This window comes from Streptomyces prunicolor (genome assembly GCF_045162825.1).
GTDB classification, from domain to species: Bacteria; Actinomycetota; Actinomycetes; order Streptomycetales; family Streptomycetaceae; genus Streptomyces; species Streptomyces prunicolor.
Map to the genome: position 1 here is coordinate 7,726,913 of NZ_CP108676.1, position 19,624 is coordinate 7,746,536.

Here is a 19,624-nt window from a genome sequence, read left to right on the forward strand (position 1 = left end):
CGTACAGCAGAGCCCCTCCACTTCGGTGGAGGGGCTTTCGCGTTCCCTGCTCACTCGAAGCCGTACCGCCGCGCCGACTCCTCCTCCTGCGCCAGCCGGTGCAGCGCCTGGAGCACCGGCTCGACGAAGATCGCGCCCGCGACCGCCGTCTCCACCTTCTCGGCCTCCGAGGGGTGCGTCTCCACGAAGTCCAGGTCGAGGACGGCCGCCTGATGCATCAACTTGGCGTAGTTCACGACGAGTTCGGGTGGCCAGTCGTACCCGAGCCGACGAAGTGCGGCCACCGCCACCACCAGTGAGCGGTAGGACGGCGAAATGGTCACCAGCGCCTGGGAGTTGGACCAGCCCAGCGTCTCCAGGAGCTTGTCCACCTCGCGGTGCGCGGACTGGACGTACTCGTCCTCCGCGTCCGGCTCGGGCACCTGCGGCAACGCCCAGAGGGCCGCGCCCAGCCGGATCGTACGGCCGAGGGAGTCGTCGTCGACATGGCCGAGCACCTCGCGGACCGTCGCCACCGGCAGTCGGCCGACCTGGATCATCGCGCGCACCAGCCGCAGCCGGCGCAGGTGCTCCTCGTCGTACTCGGCGGTGGTCGTGTTGACGTGGCGGCCGGGGCTCAACAGGCCTTCGCGCAGGTAGTACTTGATCGTCGCGACGGACACACCGCTGCGCTCGCTCAACTCGGCCAGCCGCATGTCTTGCGCCCTTCCTCGGGTACCGGCACTATCCAAACACGGGTTATCGGATAGTGCTGGTACCCAACAAGGGGGCGCCATGTTCGCGAAGGCTGTCAACGGCCGTACCACCGCTGCCGCCGAGGGAGAGGTGGTGGTGCTGTTGATCGGGATGCGCATCAACCGCTTCTGGGCCGTGCACCACTGGGTGCCGGTGTTCCTCGCGATGCCGCGCATGCTGCGGGAGCTCGGGAAGGACAAGAGCCGCGGATTGCTCGGGCATGTGCTGCTGACGGCGTCCCCGCGGACGTACTACGTCGTCCAGTACTGGGAGTCCAAGGAGAAGCTCTACGCGTACGCGAGTTCGCCCGACATGTTCCATCACAGGGCGTGGGCGATCATCAACCGCAAGGAGAAGGCCGGGAAGGTGCGCGGCCATGTCGGGCTGTGGCACGAGAGCTATGTGGTGCCCGAGGGGTCGTACGAGGCGATCTACGCCGACATGCCGGCCTTCGGACTCGCGGCGGCGCACGGACAGGTGCCGGTGGAGCAGCGGGGGCGGCGGGCCAAGGACCGGTTCGCGTACCGGTCGGGGAGTGCCGAGTAGGTCCGGACATGACGGAGGGCCTGCCGCGGCGTTGAGGCAGGCCCTCCTGTGATGTTCCGGGGGATCAGCCGGTGCGGCGCAGGGCCTCGGAGAGGCGGGCGGCGGCGTCGATGACCGCCTGGGCGTGCATACGGCCCGGGTGGCGCGTCAGGCGCTCGATGGGGCCGGAGACGGACACGGCGGCCACCACGCGGTTCGAGGGGCCGCGCACGGGCGCGGAGACGGACGCGACGCCCGGCTCCCGCTCGCCGATGGACTGGGCCCAGCCCCGGCGCCGTACGCCCGAGAGGGCCGTGGCCGTGAAGCGGGCGCCCTGGAGGCCGCGGTGCAGGCGCTCCGGCTCCTCCCAGGCCATCAGGATCTGCGCGGACGAACCGGCTTTCATCGTGAGCGTCGAACCGACCGGGACCGTGTCCCGCAGTCCGGACAGACGTTCCGCCGCGGCGACGCAGATGCGCATGTCGCCCTGGCGGCGGTAGAGCTGCGCGCTCTCGCCCGTGATGTCCCGCAGATGCGTGAGCACCGGGCCCGCCGTGGCGAGCAGACGGTCCTCGCCGGCGGCCGCGGCCAGCTCGGCGAGACGGGGGCCGAGAATGAACCGGCCCTGCATGTCGCGCGCCACCATGCGGTGGTGTTCCAAAGCCACGGCCAGCCGGTGTGCCGTGGGTCGTGCCAGCCCGGTCGCCGCGACCAGACCCGCGAGGGTGGCCGGACCGGACTCCAGAGCGCCCAGGACAAGGGCTGCCTTGTCCAGGACGCCGACGCCGCTACTGTTGTCCATGAAACGATACTCGCGTCTCACTCTGTGAAACGCAAGTTCCTTTTTTCGTGAGACGCGCAACTCTTGTAGACACAGCGGCCCGCGGACCAACGGGCCAGGCGGCGGCTGCCCGTGAACCAGGGGTGCGAGCGCCGTCTCCTCAAAAATCTCTAGTTGGGCCGGCGCTGTTTCGTCGGCCGGAGGGAAAGCGATGGGTAGGACACTCGCGGAGAAGGTCTGGGACGACCACGTCGTCCGGCGCGCGGAGGGCGAGCCCGACCTCCTCTTCATCGATCTGCACCTGCTGCACGAGGTGACCAGCCCGCAGGCCTTCGACGGTCTCCGTCAGGCGGGCCGTCCGGTGCGGCGCCTCGACCTCACCATCGCCACCGAGGATCACAACACCCCGACCCTCGACATCGACAAGCCCATCGCGGACCCGGTCTCCCGGGCCCAGCTGGAGACGCTGCGCAAGAACTGCGCCGATTTCGGCGTGCGCCTGCACTCCCTGGGTGACGTCGAGCAGGGTGTCGTGCACGTCGTAGGACCGCAGCTGGGTCTGACCCAGCCCGGTACCACCGTCGTGTGCGGTGACTCCCACACCTCCACCCACGGCGCCTTCGGCGCGCTGGCGTTCGGCATCGGCACCTCCCAGGTGGAGCACGTGCTGGCGACGCAGACGCTGCCGCTGGCCCGCCCGAAGACCATGGCCATCACGGTCGACGGCGAACTGCCCGACGGCGTCACCGCCAAGGACCTGATCCTCGCCATCATCGCGAAGATCGGCACCGGTGGCGGCCAGGGCTACATCCTGGAATATCGCGGCTCCGCCATCGAGAAACTCTCGATGGAAGCCCGCATGACCATCTGCAACATGTCGATCGAGGCCGGTGCCCGCGCGGGCATGATCGCCCCCGACGAGACCACCTTCGAGTACATCAAGGGCCGCGCCCACGCCCCCGAGGGCGAGGACTGGGACGCCGCCGTCGCGTACTGGAAGACCCTGAAGACCGACGCGGACGCGGAGTTCGACGCCGAGGTCGTCATCGACGGTCCCTCGCTTGCGCCGTTCGTCACCTGGGGCACCAACCCCGGTCAGGGCGCGCCCCTTTCGGCGACCGTCCCCGATCCGGCTTCGTACGAAGACGCTTCGGAGCGCTTCGCCGCCGAAAAGGCCCTGGAATACATGGGGTTGGAGGCCGGCCAGCCGCTGCGCGACATCAAGGTCGACACCGTCTTCGTAGGTTCCTGCACCAACGGCCGTATCGAGGACCTGCGTGCGGCCGCCGCGATCGTCGAGGGCCGCAAAGTCGCCGACGGTGTACGGATGCTGGTCGTTCCGGGCTCCGCGCGGGTCGGTCTGCAGGCCGTCTCCGAGGGCCTGGACCTCGTGTTCAAGGAGGCCGGCGCCGAGTGGCGGCACGCGGGCTGCTCGATGTGTCTGGGCATGAACCCGGACCAGTTGGCACCCGGTGAGCGCTCCGCGTCCACCTCCAACCGCAACTTCGAGGGCAGGCAGGGCAAGGGCGGCCGTACGCATCTCGTCTCGCCGCAGGTCGCCGCCGCGACCGCCGTGCTGGGCCACCTGGCCTCGCCCGCCGATCTGTCCGACGCCCCTGTGCCCGCTGGAGTCTGAGAGCCATGGAAGCATTCACCACGCACACCGGCCGGGCCGTCCCGCTGCGCCGCAGCAACGTCGACACCGACCAGATCATCCCCGCCCACTGGCTCAAGAAGGTGACCAGGGACGGCTTCGAGGACGGGCTCTTCGAGGCCTGGCGCAAGGACGAGAACTTCATCCTCAACCGCCCCGAACGCAAGGGCGCCACGGTCCTGGTGGCCGGCCCCGACTTCGGTACCGGCTCCTCCCGTGAGCACGCCGTGTGGGCGCTGCAGAACTACGGCTTCAAGGCCGTCATCTCCTCCCGGTTCGCCGACATCTTCCGCGGCAACTCGCTGAAGAACGGCCTGCTCACGGTGGTTCTGGAGCAGAAGATCGTGGACGCGCTGCAGGAACTCGCCGAGAAGGACCCGCAGGCCGAGATCACCGTCGACCTGGAGGCCCGCGAGGTGCGCGCCGAAGGCATCACCGCCGCCTTCGAACTCGACGAGAACGCCCGCTGGCGGCTGCTGAACGGCCTGGACGACATCTCCATCACCCTCCAGAACGAGGGCGACATCTCCGCGTACGAGGCCAAGCGCCCCTCGTACAAGCCCCGGACGGTCCAGGTCTGACCCCAAGGACCCTCACGAGGCCTTCCACGGGTCGAGATTCGGCCACGCGACACCCCGTCTGTACCCCCGATCGCCACGATTGGGGGTACAGCCATGTCTGCACCCGAACGGCCCTGCGCGCCTGCAACGCTTTGCTCAACTCCCTGTGTTAGACAGGGTGTTGACGGGGTACGCGCAGCTTTGAGCCAAGGCTGCCGCCGGGCTCCGTCACGCTGTTTGAGGCACCAGTTGCTACCCCCGCAGGCGACAACTCGCCCCAGATGGCACAATCTGTGCATGGAACACGACGGCCAACTCAAGCTCTATGCGGCAGTCGCGGACCAACTCAAGGAAGCGCACACAAGGGTGCGCGCACTGCAAGTCCCGGAGGGCGTACGGATGGCGCTGACCCGGAAGCTGCTGGTCATTACGGCCGCGGCCAAGCACGATCTCGCCGACGCGACAAGGCGGCTGGACCGGTTCACAGAGGACCTCGACGCGGGTCGATTCCCGGAAGAGGAACGCTGAAACAAGTCCAGGACAGCCGAGTTCGTTGCGGCGCACGGGTGATTAGCCCGTTTCGTGTTTGATTTGCGGTATATATCTGCCTAACGTGCGAAAAAGCCGGAGCAGTTTCGTTCCGGCAATGTCTCCGAAGGGGAAGACGTGAACAAGGCGCAGCTCGTAGAAGCGATTGCGGACAAGGTCGGTGGCCGTCAGCAGGCCGCCGAGGCGGTCGACGCGGTTCTGGACGCCGTCGTCCGTGCCGTGGTCAATGGGGACCGGGTTTCGGTCACCGGCTTCGGTTCGTTCGAGAAGGTCGACCGTCCGGCCCGTTACGCCCGCAACCCCCAGACGGGCGAGCGGGTTCGGGTCAAGAAGACCTCCGTGCCGCGCTTCCGCGCGGGCCAGGGTTTCAAGGACCTGGTGAGCGGCTCGAAGAAGCTCCCGCGCGGCGGCGAGGTCGCCGTCAAGAAGGCGCCCAAGGGCAGCCTGAGCGGCACCGCCTCGGCGACGGTCAAGAAGGCCGCGGCCAAGAAGACCACCGCCAAGAGGGCGACGGCCGCCGCGAAGAAGACCGTGGCGAAGAAGACGGTCGCCAAGAAGACCACGGCCACGGCCAAGAAGGCCACGGCGAAGAAGGCGACCGCCAAGAAGACCACGGCGACGGCCAAGAAGACGGCGGCCAAGAAGGCCACCGGCACCGCCAAGAAGGCCCCGGCCAAGAAGGCGACGGTCACCAAGGCCCCCGCCAAGAAGTCGACGGCGCGCAAGACCACCGCCAAGAAGGCCACCGCCACCCGCTAGTCACGGGTGCAGGGCACTCACGCACCGGGCCGGACTCCCTCTGGGAGTCCGGCCCGCGGCGTATTCACGGCCCGTAGGCGGGCGTTCAGAAGGTCTGCAGCGTCACCAGCGTGACCCTGAGCCCGTCCTTGGGGCCCTCGGTCTCGATCCGCACCCGCTGTCCCGGCCGCAGCAGCCGCAGCCCGCCCGCGTCGAACGCGGGGGCGTCGAAGGGCACCGGGGTGCCGTCGTCGAGCAGCACACTTCCGGTACGGGTTCCGGCGTCGTAGGTGTAAGCGGTCGCCTGCATGGCCGCAGCCTACTGCCGCCCACTGCCGTCTACTGCCCCGGAATCAGCAGCCCCGCCGCCGCTGCCGCCGTGCGCGGTCCGACCCCGAGGGCCAGTGCCGCGCGCAGGTCCTCGCCGGTGTCCACGTCCTGCCGTACGGAATCCACCGCGTCCAGGGTGAGTTCGCGTGCCCCGGAGATGCGATGGCGGGTGCGGGAATCCGGGCCGAAAGCCGGGCGCAATTCGCGGCCCTCTCGCGCGGTGAGCAAGGTGGTACCGATTGTGGCCGCGTCCGGGAGAAAAGCGCGGGGGAATTCGGCGGCCGCGTCGAGGACCCGGGCCAATTCCGCGGGGCGCAGCGCCGGCAGATCGGCGTTCAGGGCCGCGACCGCGCTTTCGGGGCGGGAAACCCGCACGACCGCCGCCGCGTGCCGCAGAGCGGCGTTCAGGCCGCCTCCCGGCTCGTCCGCGACGATACGGGCGCCCAGCGCGGCCAGTTCGCGGCCGGCCAGGGCGTCGTCCGTGACGACCGCCACATCGCGGACCGCCGGGCAGGCCAGCGCGGCTGCCACGGTGTCCTGGGCGAAGGCGAGGGCGAGGCCCGGGCGCAGCCCGTCGCCCGCGGTGTCCGAGAGCCTGCTCTTGGCGCGCGCCAGAGGCTTCAGGGGGATGACCAAGGTCCACTGCACGGGCGTTCCGCCCCTCTCTTGTCGCGGCCATTGTCACCCGGCGCCCCTGGCGGTGTCGGTGGCGGGGCGTACGGTGTTCTCGACAGACCGACGGCCTGGGGTGACACTTGTGCGGCCCCCCGGGTCCAAGAGGAAGGTGTTCGCGTGCCCCGCCGCAGAATCGGGTTCTGGTACCGCTTCGCAGCGGTCCTCTGCAAACCGCCGCTGGTGGTTCTGATCAAGCGGGACTGGGGCGGAATGGAACACATTCCGGCCGAGGGCGGGTTTATCACCGCGGTGAACCACAATTCACACGTGGACCCCTTCGCATACGGACACTTTCAGTACAACACCGGACGTGTTCCGCGATTCCTGGCGAAGAGCAGCCTTTTCGGGAAGGGATTCGTCGGCGCCGCGATGCGCGGCACCGGACAGATCCCCGTCTACCGCGAGACCACGGACGCGTTGAGTGCCTTCCGCGCCGCGATCGACGCCGTGGAACGCGGTGAGTGCGTCGCGTTCTATCCCGAGGGCACCATCACCCGGGACCCCGACCAATGGCCCATGACGGCAAAGACCGGTGCCGCGCGGGTGGCCCTGCAGACCCAGTGCCCGGTGATTCCCGTAGCGCAGTGGGGCGCCAACGAGTTGCTCCCGCCGTATGCCAAGAAGCTGCGCGTCTTTCCGCGCAAGACCAGCCATGTGCTTGCGGGTCCGCCGGTGGACCTCACGCGTTTCTACGGCAAGGAGATGAGCCCGGACCTCCTCAAGGAGGCGACCGAGGTCATCATGGCCGACATCACCCGCCTGTTGGAGCAGGTCCGCGGCGCGCAGGCACCCGCGACGCCCTACGACCCGCGCCGTGAGCGGATCGAGCAGCGGCGCCGGACGGCCGCGGAAACCCACGAGTTGGAGTCTCAGGCCGAGTCGGCGAGCGAGCCGAAGGTCGAGCAGGAAGAGGGGCAGGGCACGTGAGCAAGCCGGTCAAGGCGGCTGTCTTCAGCGCCGGTTCGTGGGGCACGGCTTTCGGCATGGTGCTCGCCGACGCGGGGTGCGAGGTCACGCTGTGGGGGCGTCGCGCGGAAGTCGTGGAGGCCATCAACTCCACACGTACGAACCCCGATTACTTCCCCGGCGTCGAACTCCCGGAGAACCTGCGGGCCACCACCGACGCCGCCGAGGCCGCCGCCGACGCCGACTTCACCGTCCTGTCGGTCCCTTCGCAGACGCTGCGCGCCAACTTGGCCGAATGGGCACCCCTGTTGGCGCCCGACACGGTCCTCGTCTCGCTCATGAAGGGCGTCGAACTCGGCTCCGTCATGCGGATGAGCGAGGTCATCGAAGACGTCGCCAAGGTCGGCCGGGACCGTATCGCCGTGGTCTCCGGACCCAACCTCGCGCGCGAGATCGCCTCCCGGATGCCGGCCGCCGCGGTGGTCGCGTGCACCGACGAGGCCGTGGCCCGCCGGCTCCAAACCGCTTGCCACACGCCGTACTTCAGGCCGTACACCATCACCGACGTCGTGGGCTGCGAGCTCGGTGGCGCGGTGAAGAACGTGATCGGGCTCGCCGTCGGCATCGCGGACGGCATGGGGCTCGGGGACAACGCGAAGGGTTCGCTCATCACCCGGGGTCTCGTCGAGACGACCCGGCTCGGTATCGCGATGGGCGCGGATCCGCTCACGTTCTCCGGGCTCGCGGGCCTGGGGGACCTGGTGGCGACCTGCTCCTCGCCGTTGTCGCGCAACCACACCTTCGGTACGAACCTCGGCAAGGGCATGACCCTCCAGGAGACGATCGCGGTCACCAAGCAGACCGCGGAGGGCGTCAAGTCCTGTGAGTCCGTACTGGACTTGGCCCGTCGGCATGATGTCGACATGCCCATCACGGAGACGGTGTTCGAGATCGTGCACGAGGGGAAGTCGCCGGTGGTCGCGGTGAAGGAGCTCATGTCGCGCAGCGCTAAGCCTGAGCGTCGTTGAGGGCTCCGCCCCAGGGGGTGCCGCATTCGGTCGTTGGGCGGCTGCGGCGCCGTCGTGGCTGGGCGCGCAGTTCCTCGCGCCCCTTTGGGGCGCTGCGCGAACCGCCCGTTTCAGGGCGCTGATCGAACCGCCGCTCGTCAACGGACGCTGACTCAAAGCACTACCACCGGGTACTCTCATCGCGATATGAGCACCGAGAACCTCTCCCAGAACCCTGAGCAGCCGCCTCGCAAGCCGCGTGTGGCCGTTGTGTTCGGCGGTCGCAGCTCCGAACACGGGATCTCCGTGGTCACCGCCGGCGCCGTCCTCGCGGCCATCGACCGGGACAAGTACGACGTCCTGCCGATCGGCATCACCCGCGAAGGCCGCTGGGCCCTCACCGCCGACGCCCCGGAGCGGATGGCGATCACCGACCGCCGTACCCCGGACGTCGACGAACTCGCCGAGTCGAGCGAGGGCGGAGTGGTGCTCCCGCTCGACCCCGGGAACCGCGAAGTCGTCGTCAGCGAACCGGGATCCGTGCCCAAGGCCCTCGGCGAGGTCGACGTCGTCTTCCCCGTCCTGCACGGCCCCTACGGCGAGGACGGCACCCTGCAGGGACTCCTGGAGCTGTCCGGTGTGCCGTACGTGGGCGCGGGTGTGCTCGCCTCGGCCGTCGGCCAGGACAAGGAGTACATGAAGCGGGTGTTCACCTCGTTCGGCCTCAAGGTCGGCCCCTACGTGGTGATCCGGCCGCGCGAGTGGGAGCGGGACGAGTCCGCCGCGCGTAAGAAGATCATCGACTTCGCGGGTGAGCACGGCTGGCCGCTGTTCGTGAAGCCCGCGCGCGCGGGGTCGTCGATCGGCATCACCAAGGTCGACGATCTGGCCGGTCTGGACGAGGCGATCGCCGAGGCCCAGCGGCACGACCCGAAGATCCTCGTGGAGGCCGCGCTGCGCGGACGCGAGATCGAGTGCGGGGTCCTGGAGTTCGAGGACGGGCCCCGCGCGAGTGTGCCGGCCGAGATTCCGCCGCCCCAGGAGCACGCGTACTACGACTTCGAGGCGAAGTACATCGACTCGACTCCTGGCATCGTGCCCGCCCCGCTGACGCCGGAGGAGACCGCCGAGGTCCAGCGGCTCGCGGTGGACGCCTTCGACGCGGCCTCCTGCGAGGGGCTCGTGCGGGCGGACTTCTTCCTTACCGAAGACGGCGAGTTCGTCATCAACGAGATCAACACGATGCCCGGGTTCACGCCGATCTCGATGTACCCGCAGATGTGGCAGGCCAGCGGTGTCCCCTACGGGGAGTTGGTGGACCTGCTGGTGCAGGCGGCGCTGCGCCGGTCGACGGGGCTTCGCTGAGCCGGTCGGTTCCGTGGTGTGAGTCGGGCTAGTCGGCGATCCCCTCGGGGATCGCCTTCTTGACGGACTTCGCGAGGTCGACAAGGGGCGCCATGCCGTCTCCGGTGCGGTCCTTCGGGATGGTCACCTCTATGTACGCCTTGCGCAGTGTCGTGGTGAAACGGAAGGAGCCGTCGTCCTCCTTCTGGAGGAGCCAGCCGACGCCGTTCACCTCGACCCCGTCGGCCTCCGGGTCGTTCATCTTGGCGGGTCTGACGACACCGCAGCGCAGTATGATCGCCGGGTTCCCCCAGCCCGCGGTCAGCGCGGACGCGGGCTCGGGATCCCGGCGGCCCTGGTCGTCGACCTTCGACGGCAACACCTTGTCCAGGTTCCGGCACAGCCCGGTGACCTTCGCGCCCGGCGAGGGAACCGCCGCCGATGCGCTGTCGTCTGCTGAGGAGCAGCCCGCAACGATGATCAGCGGGGCGAGCACGGACAGCCCGAGGACAGAACGGCGCCGGTGACGGAGAGAGTTCACCGGCCAAGGGTAGACGGGGGCTACAGATGCACCACCGGGCAGGTCAGGGTGCGGGTGATGCCGTCCACTTGCTGGACTTTGGCGACCACCATGCGGCCGAGGTCGTCGACCGTGTCGGCCTGGGCCCGCACGATCACGTCGTACGGTCCTGTCACGTCCTCGGCCTGGATCACTCCAGGGATCTTGCTGATCGCTTCGGCGACGGTCGACGCCTTGCCGACCTCCGTCTGGATCAGGATGTACGCCTGTACCACGGAACCTCCAGGGCGGCCACGAGGATCATGTGGGGAAAAGGAACGCCACGGTATCGCGTCGCCGCTCACCACGGGGAGACCTGCGGAGGTCCTGGGCCACGTGCCTCGGCGCGGGCACGACTGAAGTCGACGGTCACCTCGACCGTACCGAGCACACCGACGGCTCGCGACCGGGCGCTGCCGTCACGAGAAGAGGACGAACGATGAAGGGCACCGTCGGTGAGTTGGGGGAGTTCGGGCTCATCAGGGAGCTCACTTCCCGGCTCACCACCACCCCCGCGGTCCGGGTCGGCCCCGGCGACGACGCCGCGGTCGTCGCCGCGCCCGACCGCAGGGTCGTGGCGAGCACCGACATACTGCTGGAGGGCCGCCACTTCCGCCGCGACTGGTCCACGGCCTACGACGTCGGACGCAAGGCCGCCGCGCAGAACCTCGCGGACATCGCCGCCATGGGCGCCGTACCGACCGCGCTGCTCCTCGGGCTGGTCGTACCGGCCGAACTCCCGGTCACCTGGCCCATGGAGCTGATGGACGGACTGCGCGACGAGTGCCAGGTCGCGGGCGCCTCGGTGGTCGGCGGCGATGTCGTACGAGGCGACACGATCATGGTGTCGATCACCGCGCTCGGCGATCTGCGGGGCCGGGAGCCGGTCACCCGGGGTGGTGCCCAGCCCGGCGACGTGGTCGCCGTGACCGGGTGGCTGGGCTGGTCCGCGGCCGGGTTCGCGGTGCTGTCGCGGGGCTTTCGCTCGCCGCGCGCGTTCGTCGAGGCGCACCGGCGCCCTGAGCCGCCGTATCACGCGGGTCCGGCGGCGGCCGGGCTCGGCGCGACCTCGATGTGCGACGTGAGCGACGGGCTGATCGCCGACCTCGGGCACATCGCGGAGGCCAGCAAGGTCCGTATCGACATCCGGTCCGGCGCGATCGACGTCCCGACGCAGATGAACGACATCGGTCAGGCCGTCGGCGTCGACCCCATTCAGTGGGTGCTCACCGGGGGAGAGGACCACGCGATCGTGGCGACCTTCGCGCCGGACGTGAAGCTGCCCGCCCGCTGGAAGGTGATCGGCGAGGTCCTCAACCCCTCGGCGCTGCCCCAGGTGACGGTCGACGGGGCGCCCTGGACCAGCAAGGGCGGCTGGGACCACTTCGGGGACATCGAGTCGTGAAGCCTCTTGTACTGACGGTGGCCGGCTCCGACTCCGGTGGCGGGGCCGGGATCCAGGCCGACTTGAAGACGATGCTGGCGCTCGGTGTGCACGGCATGAGCGTCGTCACGGCGGTCACCGCGCAGAACTCCCTCGGTGTGCAAGGGGCTTGGGAACTTCCGGCGGAGGCGGTGCGCGCCCAGTACCGCAGCGTGGTCGACGACATCGGCGTACAGGCCGTGAAGACCGGGATGCTCGCGTCGGCCGAACTCGTCGAGACGGTCGCGGAGTTGATCGGTGACACGGATGTTCCTACGGTCGTCGACCCGGTCGGCATCTCGAAGCACGGGGACTCGCTGCTGGCGGACTCCGCGCTGGACGCCGTACGGACGAAGCTGTTGCCGGTGGCGACCGTAGCCACGCCGAATCTGGACGAAGTGGCGCAACTCACCGGCGTACGGGTCGAGTCGGAGGCGCAGGTGCGGGAGGCCGCGGCGGCTGTGCTGTCGTACGGGCCGCGTTGGGTGTTGATCAAGGGCGGTCATCTGCCGGGTGACGCCGTGGATTTCCTCACCGACGGTTCTGAGGAGCACTGGCTGCGTGCTCCCCGGCACGACAACCGGCACACCCACGGGACCGGCTGCACGCTTGCTTCCGCGATCGCCTCGGAGCTTGCCAAGGGGCGGTCGGTGCCGGAGGCGGTGACGGCGGCGAAGGTGTATGTCACGGGGGCGATCGCGGCGGGGTTCGCGCTCGGCGGGGGGATCGGGCCGGTGGATCATGGGTGGCGTTTCGGCAACTGAACCTGCCCCTGGGCACGGCAAAAAGCCGGCCCACACGAGGTGGACCGGCTCGATGCAGCGAACCAGCAGTGGCCGCGCGCTCAGCAGTGCGTCAGCGCGAGACCTTGCCGGCCTTGATGCACGAGGTGCAAGCGTTCACGCGCTTCGGCGTCCCGCCGACCACGGTACGAACGCGCTGGATGTTCGGGTTCCAGCGACGCGGTGTACGGCGGTGCGAGTGCGAGATGTTGTTGCCGAAGCCCGGCCCCTTGCCGCAGACGTCGCAGTTGGCAGCCACGGGTCACTCCAAAGACTTCAGATGCACAGATGCACTTACGGATGATCCCGGCATGCCGGGATCGAGATCGTAGGATCTGGAAGTGGCGCTGCCAGGGCGGATGGCCCGATCGGGATCGGGCAACCGGAGCAGCATACAACGACCGCGCCAGTGCAACGAAACTACCATGCCTGGTCGGGGCCTCGCTCCGGCCCTCCTCGGGACCGGGCCGCCCCAAGGTCTACGCTGCGTTCCCAGTCCAGCAGCTCAAGGAGGCGCAGGTGCCGCAGGTGCCGCAGACATTCTTCGATGCTCTCGCGGTGCGTACCTGGTGCGGTCTCGCGCTGCGGGCGCTGGGGCGTGCGCGCGAGGAGATCGACGCGATCAACGTGTATCCCGTGGCCGACGGGGACACCGGTACCAACCTGTACCTGACCATGGAGTCCGCCGCCGCCGCGGTCGAGGCGGTGTTCGACGGGCACGGCACCCTGACCGAACGGAAACCGCCGCTGGCCGACGCCGCCCAGGCGATGGCCCACGGGGCGCTCATAGGGGCGCGCGGCAACTCCGGGACGATCCTCGCGCAGCTGCTGCGCGGCATGGCCCAGGTCCTCGCCGCCGACGGTGAGACGGCTCACACGGACGGGGAGGGGCTACGGCTCGCCCTGCGCCGCGCGGCCGACTCCGCCCGGCACGCGGTGGCCCACCCGGTCGAGGGCACGGTCCTCTCGGTCGCCTCGGCGGCGGCGGACGCGGCCGACGACACCCAGGGCGACTGCGGGACCGTCGCACGGGCCGCCTACGAGGGAGCGTGCGCGGCGCTGGCCGCGACCCCCGGGCAACTGGCCGTCCTGGAGCGCGCGGGAGTCGTGGACGCGGGCGGGCGGGGGCTGGTGGCGGTGCTGGCCGCGCTGGTGGAGACGTTCACGGGAGAGGTGCCGGTCTTCAGGGTCCTGGAGACGCACGCACGCGTGGGCGCTGACGGGACGCATGCAGCCGCTGACGGGACGCACGCACGCGTGGAGGACGTTTCGGCTCCCGGAGCCACTGCGGCCACCCCTTGCGAGGGCGGCCCCGCCTTCGAGGTGATCTACCTCCTGGAGGCCGACGACTCGGCCGTGACGCGGCTGCGGGAGCGGCTGGACGCCCTCGGCGACTCGCTCGTCGTGGTCGGCGGCGACGGCCTGTGGAACGTCCACGTGCACGTCGACGACGCGGGCGCCGCCGTGGAGGCGGGCGTCGAGGCCGGGCGGCCGTACCGCATCCGGATCACCCACTTCGGGCTCGGCGACGTCCACACCACGGGTGCCGAACGGCCGCCCAGGGAGCGCGCTCAGCGGGCCGTCGTCGCCGTCGTGCCGGGGGAGGGTCTTGCGGGGCTCTACGGAGAGGCCGGCGCGACCACTGTGCTCGCGCGCCCAGGAGAGCCGCCTGCCAGTGGGGAGTTGGTCGCGGCGGTACGGCGGGCACACGCGCGTGAGGTCGTGCTGCTGCCCAATGACGCGGAGCTGCGTCATACGGCGGCGGCAGCGGCCGAGCAGGCCCGTGCCGAGGGCATTCGGGTCGCGCTGATCCCGACGCGGTCCGCGGTGCAGGGGATCGCGGCGCTCGCCGTGCACGAGCCGGAGCGGCGCTTCGACGAGGACGTCGTCTCGATGACCTCGGCGGCGGGCGCGACCCGCTACGCCGAGGTCGCCGTCGCCGAACGCCAGTCCTGGACCATGGCCGGCATCTGCCAGGCAGGGGACGTCCTGGGGCTCGTCGACGGCGATGTGGCGGTGATCGGTGCCGACGTCACGGCCACCGCCCGGGCCGTCCTCGACCGCATGCTCGCGGCCGGTGGCGAGCTGGTCACGCTCGTCCTCGGTGACGAGGCACCCGTGAGCGTCGCCGACATCCTGGAGGTGCACGTCCGGGAGTCGTACCTCGCCGTCGACACGGTGGTGTACCGGGGCGGCCGGCAGGGTGCCCTGTTGCTCATCGGCGTGGAGTAGGACTCCGGCCCCGCCCCAACTCCCCCTACTTCTCCGTCTGTTCCTCCATCAGCTGGAGCAGCTGCTCCGCCTCGGCACGACGGGCCCGCACCGTCTCGTCGCCGTCGTCGGCGCCCTCGTAGGCCTTCAGCACGCCACGCGCGCGTGCCGCCGCGTCGGCGGGGCGGCTGAGGTCGGCCTCCAGCCAGCCCGCGGCGAGTTCGGCGCCGGTGCGGGTGTGCACCGCGCCCTCCCCTAGGGCCGCGAACACGGTGACCGACTCCGCGGTCTGCGCCAGGGCATCCTCGAACGCGGCCTGGATCGCGGTGTCTTCGGCCTCCTCGGCGACGGAACGGGCCAGCAGCTCGCCGAACTGCCGGTGCGTGTGGCCGAGTTCGCCGGTGAGCCGCTGCCGCGCTTCCTGGTCGTCGGTCACGAGCAGCGCGGCCTCGCACTCCTCGATCGCGCCCGCCATCAACTCCCGCGCGCGGTCAAGGCCCCGGTCCGCCAGGTCCGCGCGCAACGCCAGCCACGCGCGGGCACGCAGTGAGCGGACGAGCCCGTGCACGTTCCCCAGGGACCGCCACAGCTCGCCCGCGCGCTCGTACGCCTGGTCCGCCTCGGCGGGCAGTTCCGCGTGGCCCAGTGACTCGGCGGCGAGGTGGGCGAGCGTCGCGTGGTCGTTCTGCTCGGGCCAGGTCCGGGCGATCTCGGCCGCCTGCAAACGCCGTTCGGCAGCGGCCCGGTGCTCGCCCAGCTCGCTCAGACAGTCACCGAGCCACCACTGCGTCTGGACGATCGCGCCGTCGCCGTGCGTCTCGACGCTCAGGTCGGGCAGCGCCGACTCCAGCACCTCCGCGGCCTCGGCCCAGCGGCCCTGGCGCAGCAGGAAGCCGCCGAGCTGGTGCCGCGCCCAGGCGCCCAGCGTCGGCCCCTCGCCCGCCTCGTCGGACCAGTGCGCGGCCTCCAGGGCGTGCTCAGCGGCCTCCTCGGACCGTCCACGGCCGCCGAGCACCTCGGCGAGCTGGAGATGCAGCTGAGCCCGCCCAGGGGCCTCCAGATACGGCCCACCGTGCTCCAGGGCCGCCCGCAGCGCCCGCTCCGCCTCCGTGACGTCCCCGAGGTGATGGGCGAGCCCGGCCAGCCGGGCCTCGTACTCCACCGCGAACCACGGCAGCCCCGCGACCACGAACGCCGTAGACGCCTTCGAGAACAGCCGCACGGCCGTCTCCAAGTCCTCGCCCCGCACCGCGAGTTCGGCCAGCATCGCCTGCCCCTCGGCCCCCCGCGCGGCCAGCCGCACATCGTCCCCGGTGTGCCCCTCGACCAGGGCGAGCACTTCCCGTACGGCGGCTTCGGCGGTGGTCAGGTCCCCGCTGTCGGGGGTGTGATCGGGGGAGTCCCCGTGGACCCTGCGCATCAGGATGCGCGCCCGGCTCATCAGCACGGCCGCCGTCTGCCGTACGCCGGTGCCCTCCTCGGAGTACAGGGCGAGCACCCCGTCGTACGGCTCGGCGATCGCGGTGAGGGCCTCGTCGATCTCGCCCGTGAGAGCGCGTACGTACGCTCCACGCGCGCGTGCCGCCCACGCCTCCCCGGGGTCGCCCGCCTCGGCGAACAGCTCGGCCGCGCGCTCGAAGAGGGCGATGCCCTCGGGACCCCGGTCCATCGCCTGGTGGTCGGCGATCTCGGCGCGGTCGCGGGCGGACAGCTCGACGCCCTCGGAAGCCTGCGAGACGGCCAACCAGGCCTCTACGGCGTGCGGTTGGAGGGTGTCCGACAGCCGTCGCGCCTCCGTGAGGAGCGCGGTGAGGTCCTTCTCCGGGATGACCTCGGGTGCCGTGGGCGTCACCGGTGCCGCGACGGGCCGGCCCGCCGAACGCACTCCCAGGGGGAGCCGTTCCACCAGGGGCCGCTGGTCCATGCGCGCGCGTGCCCGGTCGCCGACGTGGGTCGTGCCGTTGCGCTCGTCGAAGCGGGCGGCCAGGGAAAGGGCCTCCACGCGTGCGTGCGCGGCGAGTTCGCGTGCCGTCCAGATACGGCCGGTCGGCCCGGGCACCTGCTGGTCGCCGAGTCCCAGCTCGGTCAGGCGGTCCATCAGCAGGGTCACCGTGGCCAGGAAGTCCAGCCCGCTCTGCGGGTTCCCGGAGTCCGTGAAGTACGCCGGACGCTCCGCGAGCAGCTCCAGACCGCGCGCCTCGTTGCCGCTCAGCGCGCAGAACTCCACATGGTCCGCGTAGGCGCCCCGCATGCTCTCCATGGGCCGTACGAGACGGAAACCGCGCAGGTGATGGGCGCGCGCCTCGTCGGCCCGTCCCAGGTGCAGCAGCGGGGCCAGGGAGGACGCGAGGACGGTGTGCGGCTCGTGGGCGCAGGTGAACTCGCCCTCCAGGACCGGCGCCCACAGGCCGAGGGCCTCGGCGTACCGTTCCTGCCGCACCTGCCACTCGCCCTGGGTGTGCAGCTCGCACGCGTGGCAGTCGGCCATGGTGTCCCGGTCGGCGGCCAGCCACGCGGCGTAGGCCCGCTCGGCCCGCGCCAGGTCACCGACGTGCGAGGCGACGCTGAACTCGGCGCTGCGCACGGCCCGTTCGGAGTGACCGGCCAGCCGGTAGCGGTGGTCCATCTCGCCGAGCCACTTCTCGATCGAGGCGAGCGGGATGTGCGGCTGGCCCAGCATCCCGGACGACATCCACTTGAAGACCCAGTGCAGCGAGTGGACCTCGTACTCGTCGAAGTCCTCGGGCCGCTCGTCCCACATGCGCAGCAGGCGCGCGAAGGGGACGAACATCTTGTCCTTCTCGGAGCTGTAGTTGTAGACCTTCAGCTGGTGCCCGAGCGCCTCGATCACCGCGAGCGGAACGTCCAGCTTCTCGGCCTCGGCCAGCAGCTGCTCCGCGCGCGCGTTGCGGGCCGGTCCCTCCGGCTCCTCGGAGTTCTCCGCCATCGCCCGGCGCAGCGCGTCGAAGTCCGTGATCCCTGTCATCAGTGGTCGTTCTCCCCGTGTGTGGCCCATTCCAGGAGGCCGATGAACGCCCGGTTCAGCAGCGCCGAGTCGGCGGGACGCAGTGGTCGCTGCGCCATCAGGAGTGCCTGCCCGTACAGGGACTCCGTGGCCGTCCCGATCAGGTCCCGGTCCCTGAGTGAACTGATGCGCCGGATCAGCGGGTTGAGATGGTTGAGCACGAGACGCGCGCGTGGAGCGCTGCCCCGCAGCGAGCCCAGGATGCCCGCCCACAGGTCGTCGGCCTGCTCCTCGGCCTCCGCGCGGGCCTGCTCGTGCCGGGCCGAGCGGTCGTCCAGGTGCAGCGCGGGCACCGACAGTGGATGGAACGCCCGCAGGACGACATCGCAGCCCAGGGGGTCCAGTTTGGCCCGCGCGGCGGCCAGGAAGTCCGCCAGGGCCAGCTCCTCGGCCGGGTCGACCGAGTCCAGGTGCGCGGTCACGGTGTCCGAGTCCAGCTCGGCGACCACCGTCCCCGGGCGCACCGACGGCAGCGCCTCGACCAGCTCGCCGTCGTAGGTGTAACCGCCGTTGATCACCCCGATGCCCTGCGCGGACGCGATCGGCGCGACCTGCCGGTACTCCTCGACGGTCCGCGTGAAGTGCACCACCGGGTGGCGCTGTGCGAACTCCTCCAGGGACACCCGTCCGTCGGTCGTCTCGAACGGGAGCCACGGCAGCATCGTGCGCAGCATCTCCTTGTCGTGCCGCGCCAGGGACTTCACCCCCAGGTGGTGCACCGACAGGAACGCGGCAAGCCGCTCCGGATCACCCGCCGCGAGCCCGGTCAGCCACGCGCGGATCCGCTCCCCGAGCGCCTCCCGTACGGCGGCCAGCGTCTCGTCCTCGTACAGCGACTCGCGCGAGGCGGTGGGCCGCAGACTGTCCGTGTCCAGCACACAGCGCACGAAGAACGCCCAGTCGGGCAACAGCTGTTCGGCCCGCTCGGTGAGCAACATGCCCTTGAGATGCACCCGGTGACTCGCCCGCTGCGCCGGACTCACGGCACCGGGAAGGACGTAGGCCACACCCCGGATCCCCGCGAGCGGCACCGACAGGTCGATCGAGTCCAACGGCGTGAATCCGAACAGGTCGTGACAGTGCCGGGCCAGCGCCACCCTGCGGGTGCTGGGACTCGGGTACGACCGGTCCCAGGGCGCGGGCAGATCGGTGACCGCCTCGCCGTCCACGCGCACGTCGTACGGCAGCAGCGCCCCGAAGTCCCGCGCCAGCGCGAGGACCTTCTCCTTGGTGAGCCACTCACCGGCGCCCGCACGCGCCACCAGGTGCACGGTGGTGCCCGGTTCGGGGCGCTCGGCGTGGGGCAGGGTCCGCACGGTGTACGACCCGTCGTCGGTCGCCGTCCACTCCACGGGCGGCGCGTCGGGCGTACGGGCGCTGCGGCTGACGACCCGGATCCGCTCGGCGACCACGAAACAGGCGAGCAGCCCGATGCCGAACTGCCCGAGGAAGTCGGAGCGGGCCTCCTGGAGCCCGTCGGCGCGCTTGGAGCTACGGCCGATGGTCGCAAGGAGGTTGTGCACGTCCGCCTCGGTGAGCCCGACGCCGGAGTCCTCGACGCGCAGGGTGCCCCCGTCGGCGAACAGCCGTACCAGGGCAGGGGAGTCGGGCTGCTCGGCCCGGCGGGCGGTGATCGCGTCCACGGCGTTCTGCAGCAACTCGCGCAGATAGACCTTGGGGCTCGAGTAGAGGTGATGGGAGAGCAGGTCCACCAGACCGCGCAGGTCGACCTGGAACGTGTGAGGTGACTGGGATGACTGTGAGGTCTGGGAGTCCATCGTCGCAGCGCCGAGGTGGGGGAAGTGCGATCGGCGCGAGGG

Annotated in this window: 20 protein-coding genes; 11 read left to right on the top strand and 9 right to left on the bottom strand. The window is 70.5% G+C overall.

Translation table 11 applies throughout. The features are described 5' to 3' along the window. Window positions 1-50: 50 nt before the first annotated feature. Window positions 51-695 carry a MerR family transcriptional regulator gene (locus tag OG588_RS35645; protein WP_405950827.1) on the bottom strand — a complete coding sequence of 215 codons (645 nt, stop codon included), beginning with the start codon at window positions 693-695 and terminating at the stop codon, window positions 51-53. Window positions 696-774: 79 nt separating this feature from the next. Between OG588_RS35645 and OG588_RS35650 the strand changes: the two genes are divergently transcribed. Continuing rightward, on the top strand, window positions 775-1,281 hold the full coding sequence (locus tag OG588_RS35650) for a DUF4188 domain-containing protein (protein ID WP_405950828.1): 507 nt from the start codon (window positions 775-777) through the stop codon (window positions 1,279-1,281). Window positions 1,282-1,345: 64 nt separating this feature from the next. Here the strand turns inward: OG588_RS35650 and ndgR are convergent, their stop codons facing one another. Then, window positions 1,346-2,062, bottom strand: a complete 717-nt coding sequence (gene ndgR / locus OG588_RS35655; protein ID WP_019068721.1) for an IclR family transcriptional regulator NdgR — start codon at window positions 2,060-2,062, stop codon at window positions 1,346-1,348. 190 nt (window positions 2,063-2,252) lie between these two features. On the opposite strand from ndgR, the gene leuC reads away from it, so the two are divergent. The 4 genes from leuC (at window position 2,253) to OG588_RS35675 (ending at window position 5,563) form a co-directional block, all read left to right on the top strand. After that, complete coding sequence (gene leuC, locus OG588_RS35660) at window positions 2,253-3,677, top strand: 3-isopropylmalate dehydratase large subunit (protein WP_365986525.1); 1,425 nt, start codon at window positions 2,253-2,255, stop codon at window positions 3,675-3,677. Between the two features lie 5 nt (window positions 3,678-3,682). After that, window positions 3,683-4,276, top strand: a complete 594-nt coding sequence (gene leuD / locus OG588_RS35665) for a 3-isopropylmalate dehydratase small subunit (RefSeq protein ID WP_266862695.1) — start codon at window positions 3,683-3,685, stop codon at window positions 4,274-4,276. A gap of 276 nt (window positions 4,277-4,552) precedes the next feature. Then, a complete protein-coding gene (locus OG588_RS35670) occupies window positions 4,553-4,783 on the top strand; it encodes a hypothetical protein (RefSeq protein ID WP_019058655.1) in 231 nt (76 codons plus the stop codon). Between the two features lie 138 nt (window positions 4,784-4,921). Next, window positions 4,922-5,563: an HU family DNA-binding protein gene (locus OG588_RS35675; protein ID WP_405950829.1), complete on the top strand. Its 642-nt coding sequence runs from the start codon at window positions 4,922-4,924 to the stop codon at window positions 5,561-5,563. Window positions 5,564-5,648: 85 nt separating this feature from the next. Here OG588_RS35675 and OG588_RS35680 read toward each other — a convergent pair whose 3' ends face one another. Then, window positions 5,649-5,852, bottom strand: coding sequence for a hypothetical protein (locus OG588_RS35680; RefSeq protein ID WP_366098885.1), 204 nt, complete (start codon window positions 5,850-5,852; stop codon window positions 5,649-5,651). A 29-nt stretch (window positions 5,853-5,881) separates the two neighbouring features. Continuing rightward, window positions 5,882-6,520, bottom strand: a complete 639-nt coding sequence (cofC, locus tag OG588_RS35685; RefSeq protein WP_405950830.1) for a 2-phospho-L-lactate guanylyltransferase — start codon at window positions 6,518-6,520, stop codon at window positions 5,882-5,884. Between the two features lie 144 nt (window positions 6,521-6,664). Here cofC and OG588_RS35690 point away from each other — a divergent pair, with 144 nt between their 5' ends. The 3 genes from OG588_RS35690 to OG588_RS35700 all read left to right on the top strand — a co-directional run bounded on the left by OG588_RS35690 (window position 6,665) and on the right by OG588_RS35700 (window position 9,825). Then, window positions 6,665-7,474, top strand: a complete 810-nt coding sequence (locus OG588_RS35690; RefSeq protein ID WP_405950831.1) for a lysophospholipid acyltransferase family protein — start codon at window positions 6,665-6,667, stop codon at window positions 7,472-7,474. Beyond that, window positions 7,471-8,481: an NAD(P)H-dependent glycerol-3-phosphate dehydrogenase gene (locus OG588_RS35695; protein ID WP_266862697.1), complete on the top strand. Its 1,011-nt coding sequence runs from the start codon at window positions 7,471-7,473 to the stop codon at window positions 8,479-8,481. Before OG588_RS35690 ends, OG588_RS35695 begins: the two co-directional genes overlap by 4 nt. A 186-nt stretch (window positions 8,482-8,667) precedes the next feature. Further along, window positions 8,668-9,825, top strand: a complete 1,158-nt coding sequence (locus OG588_RS35700; RefSeq protein WP_019058661.1) for a D-alanine--D-alanine ligase family protein — start codon at window positions 8,668-8,670, stop codon at window positions 9,823-9,825. 28 nt (window positions 9,826-9,853) lie between these two features. Here OG588_RS35700 and OG588_RS35705 read toward each other — a convergent pair whose 3' ends face one another. Both OG588_RS35705 and OG588_RS35710 read right to left on the bottom strand, forming a co-directional pair. Then, window positions 9,854-10,345, bottom strand: a complete 492-nt coding sequence (locus OG588_RS35705; protein ID WP_405950832.1) for a DUF3515 domain-containing protein — start codon at window positions 10,343-10,345, stop codon at window positions 9,854-9,856. Between the two features lie 20 nt (window positions 10,346-10,365). Continuing rightward, window positions 10,366-10,599: an Lrp/AsnC ligand binding domain-containing protein gene (locus OG588_RS35710; RefSeq protein ID WP_327401057.1), complete on the bottom strand. Its 234-nt coding sequence runs from the start codon at window positions 10,597-10,599 to the stop codon at window positions 10,366-10,368. A gap of 203 nt (window positions 10,600-10,802) precedes the next feature. Here OG588_RS35710 and OG588_RS35715 point away from each other — a divergent pair, with 203 nt between their 5' ends. Together OG588_RS35715 and thiD are read left to right on the top strand one after the other, a co-directional pair. Continuing rightward, window positions 10,803-11,768 (top strand): thiamine-phosphate kinase, encoded by a 966-nt coding sequence (locus tag OG588_RS35715; RefSeq protein ID WP_019058663.1) that lies wholly within the window; start codon window positions 10,803-10,805, stop codon window positions 11,766-11,768. Beyond that, window positions 11,765-12,550 carry a bifunctional hydroxymethylpyrimidine kinase/phosphomethylpyrimidine kinase gene (gene thiD, locus OG588_RS35720; RefSeq protein ID WP_405950833.1) on the top strand — a complete coding sequence of 262 codons (786 nt, stop codon included), beginning with the start codon at window positions 11,765-11,767 and terminating at the stop codon, window positions 12,548-12,550. Before OG588_RS35715 ends, thiD begins: the two co-directional genes overlap by 4 nt. 91 nt (window positions 12,551-12,641) lie before the next feature. Here thiD and rpmB read toward each other — a convergent pair whose 3' ends face one another. Continuing rightward, window positions 12,642-12,827 (bottom strand): 50S ribosomal protein L28, encoded by a 186-nt coding sequence (gene rpmB, locus OG588_RS35725; RefSeq protein WP_004924906.1) that lies wholly within the window; start codon window positions 12,825-12,827, stop codon window positions 12,642-12,644. A 260-nt stretch (window positions 12,828-13,087) separates the two neighbouring features. On the opposite strand from rpmB, the gene OG588_RS35730 reads away from it, so the two are divergent. Beyond that, window positions 13,088-14,800: a DAK2 domain-containing protein gene (locus OG588_RS35730; protein ID WP_405950834.1), complete on the top strand. Its 1,713-nt coding sequence runs from the start codon at window positions 13,088-13,090 to the stop codon at window positions 14,798-14,800. Between the two features lie 25 nt (window positions 14,801-14,825). On the opposite strand, the gene OG588_RS35735 is transcribed toward OG588_RS35730, so the two are convergent. Together OG588_RS35735 and OG588_RS35740 are read right to left on the bottom strand one after the other, a co-directional pair. Beyond that, window positions 14,826-17,765, bottom strand: a complete 2,940-nt coding sequence (locus OG588_RS35735) for a tetratricopeptide repeat protein (protein ID WP_405950835.1) — start codon at window positions 17,763-17,765, stop codon at window positions 14,826-14,828. Further along, window positions 17,765-19,582, bottom strand: coding sequence for an HSP90 family protein (locus OG588_RS35740; RefSeq protein WP_405950836.1), 1,818 nt, complete (start codon window positions 19,580-19,582; stop codon window positions 17,765-17,767). Before OG588_RS35740 ends, OG588_RS35735 begins: the two co-directional genes overlap by 1 nt. Window positions 19,583-19,624 lie beyond the last annotated feature (42 nt).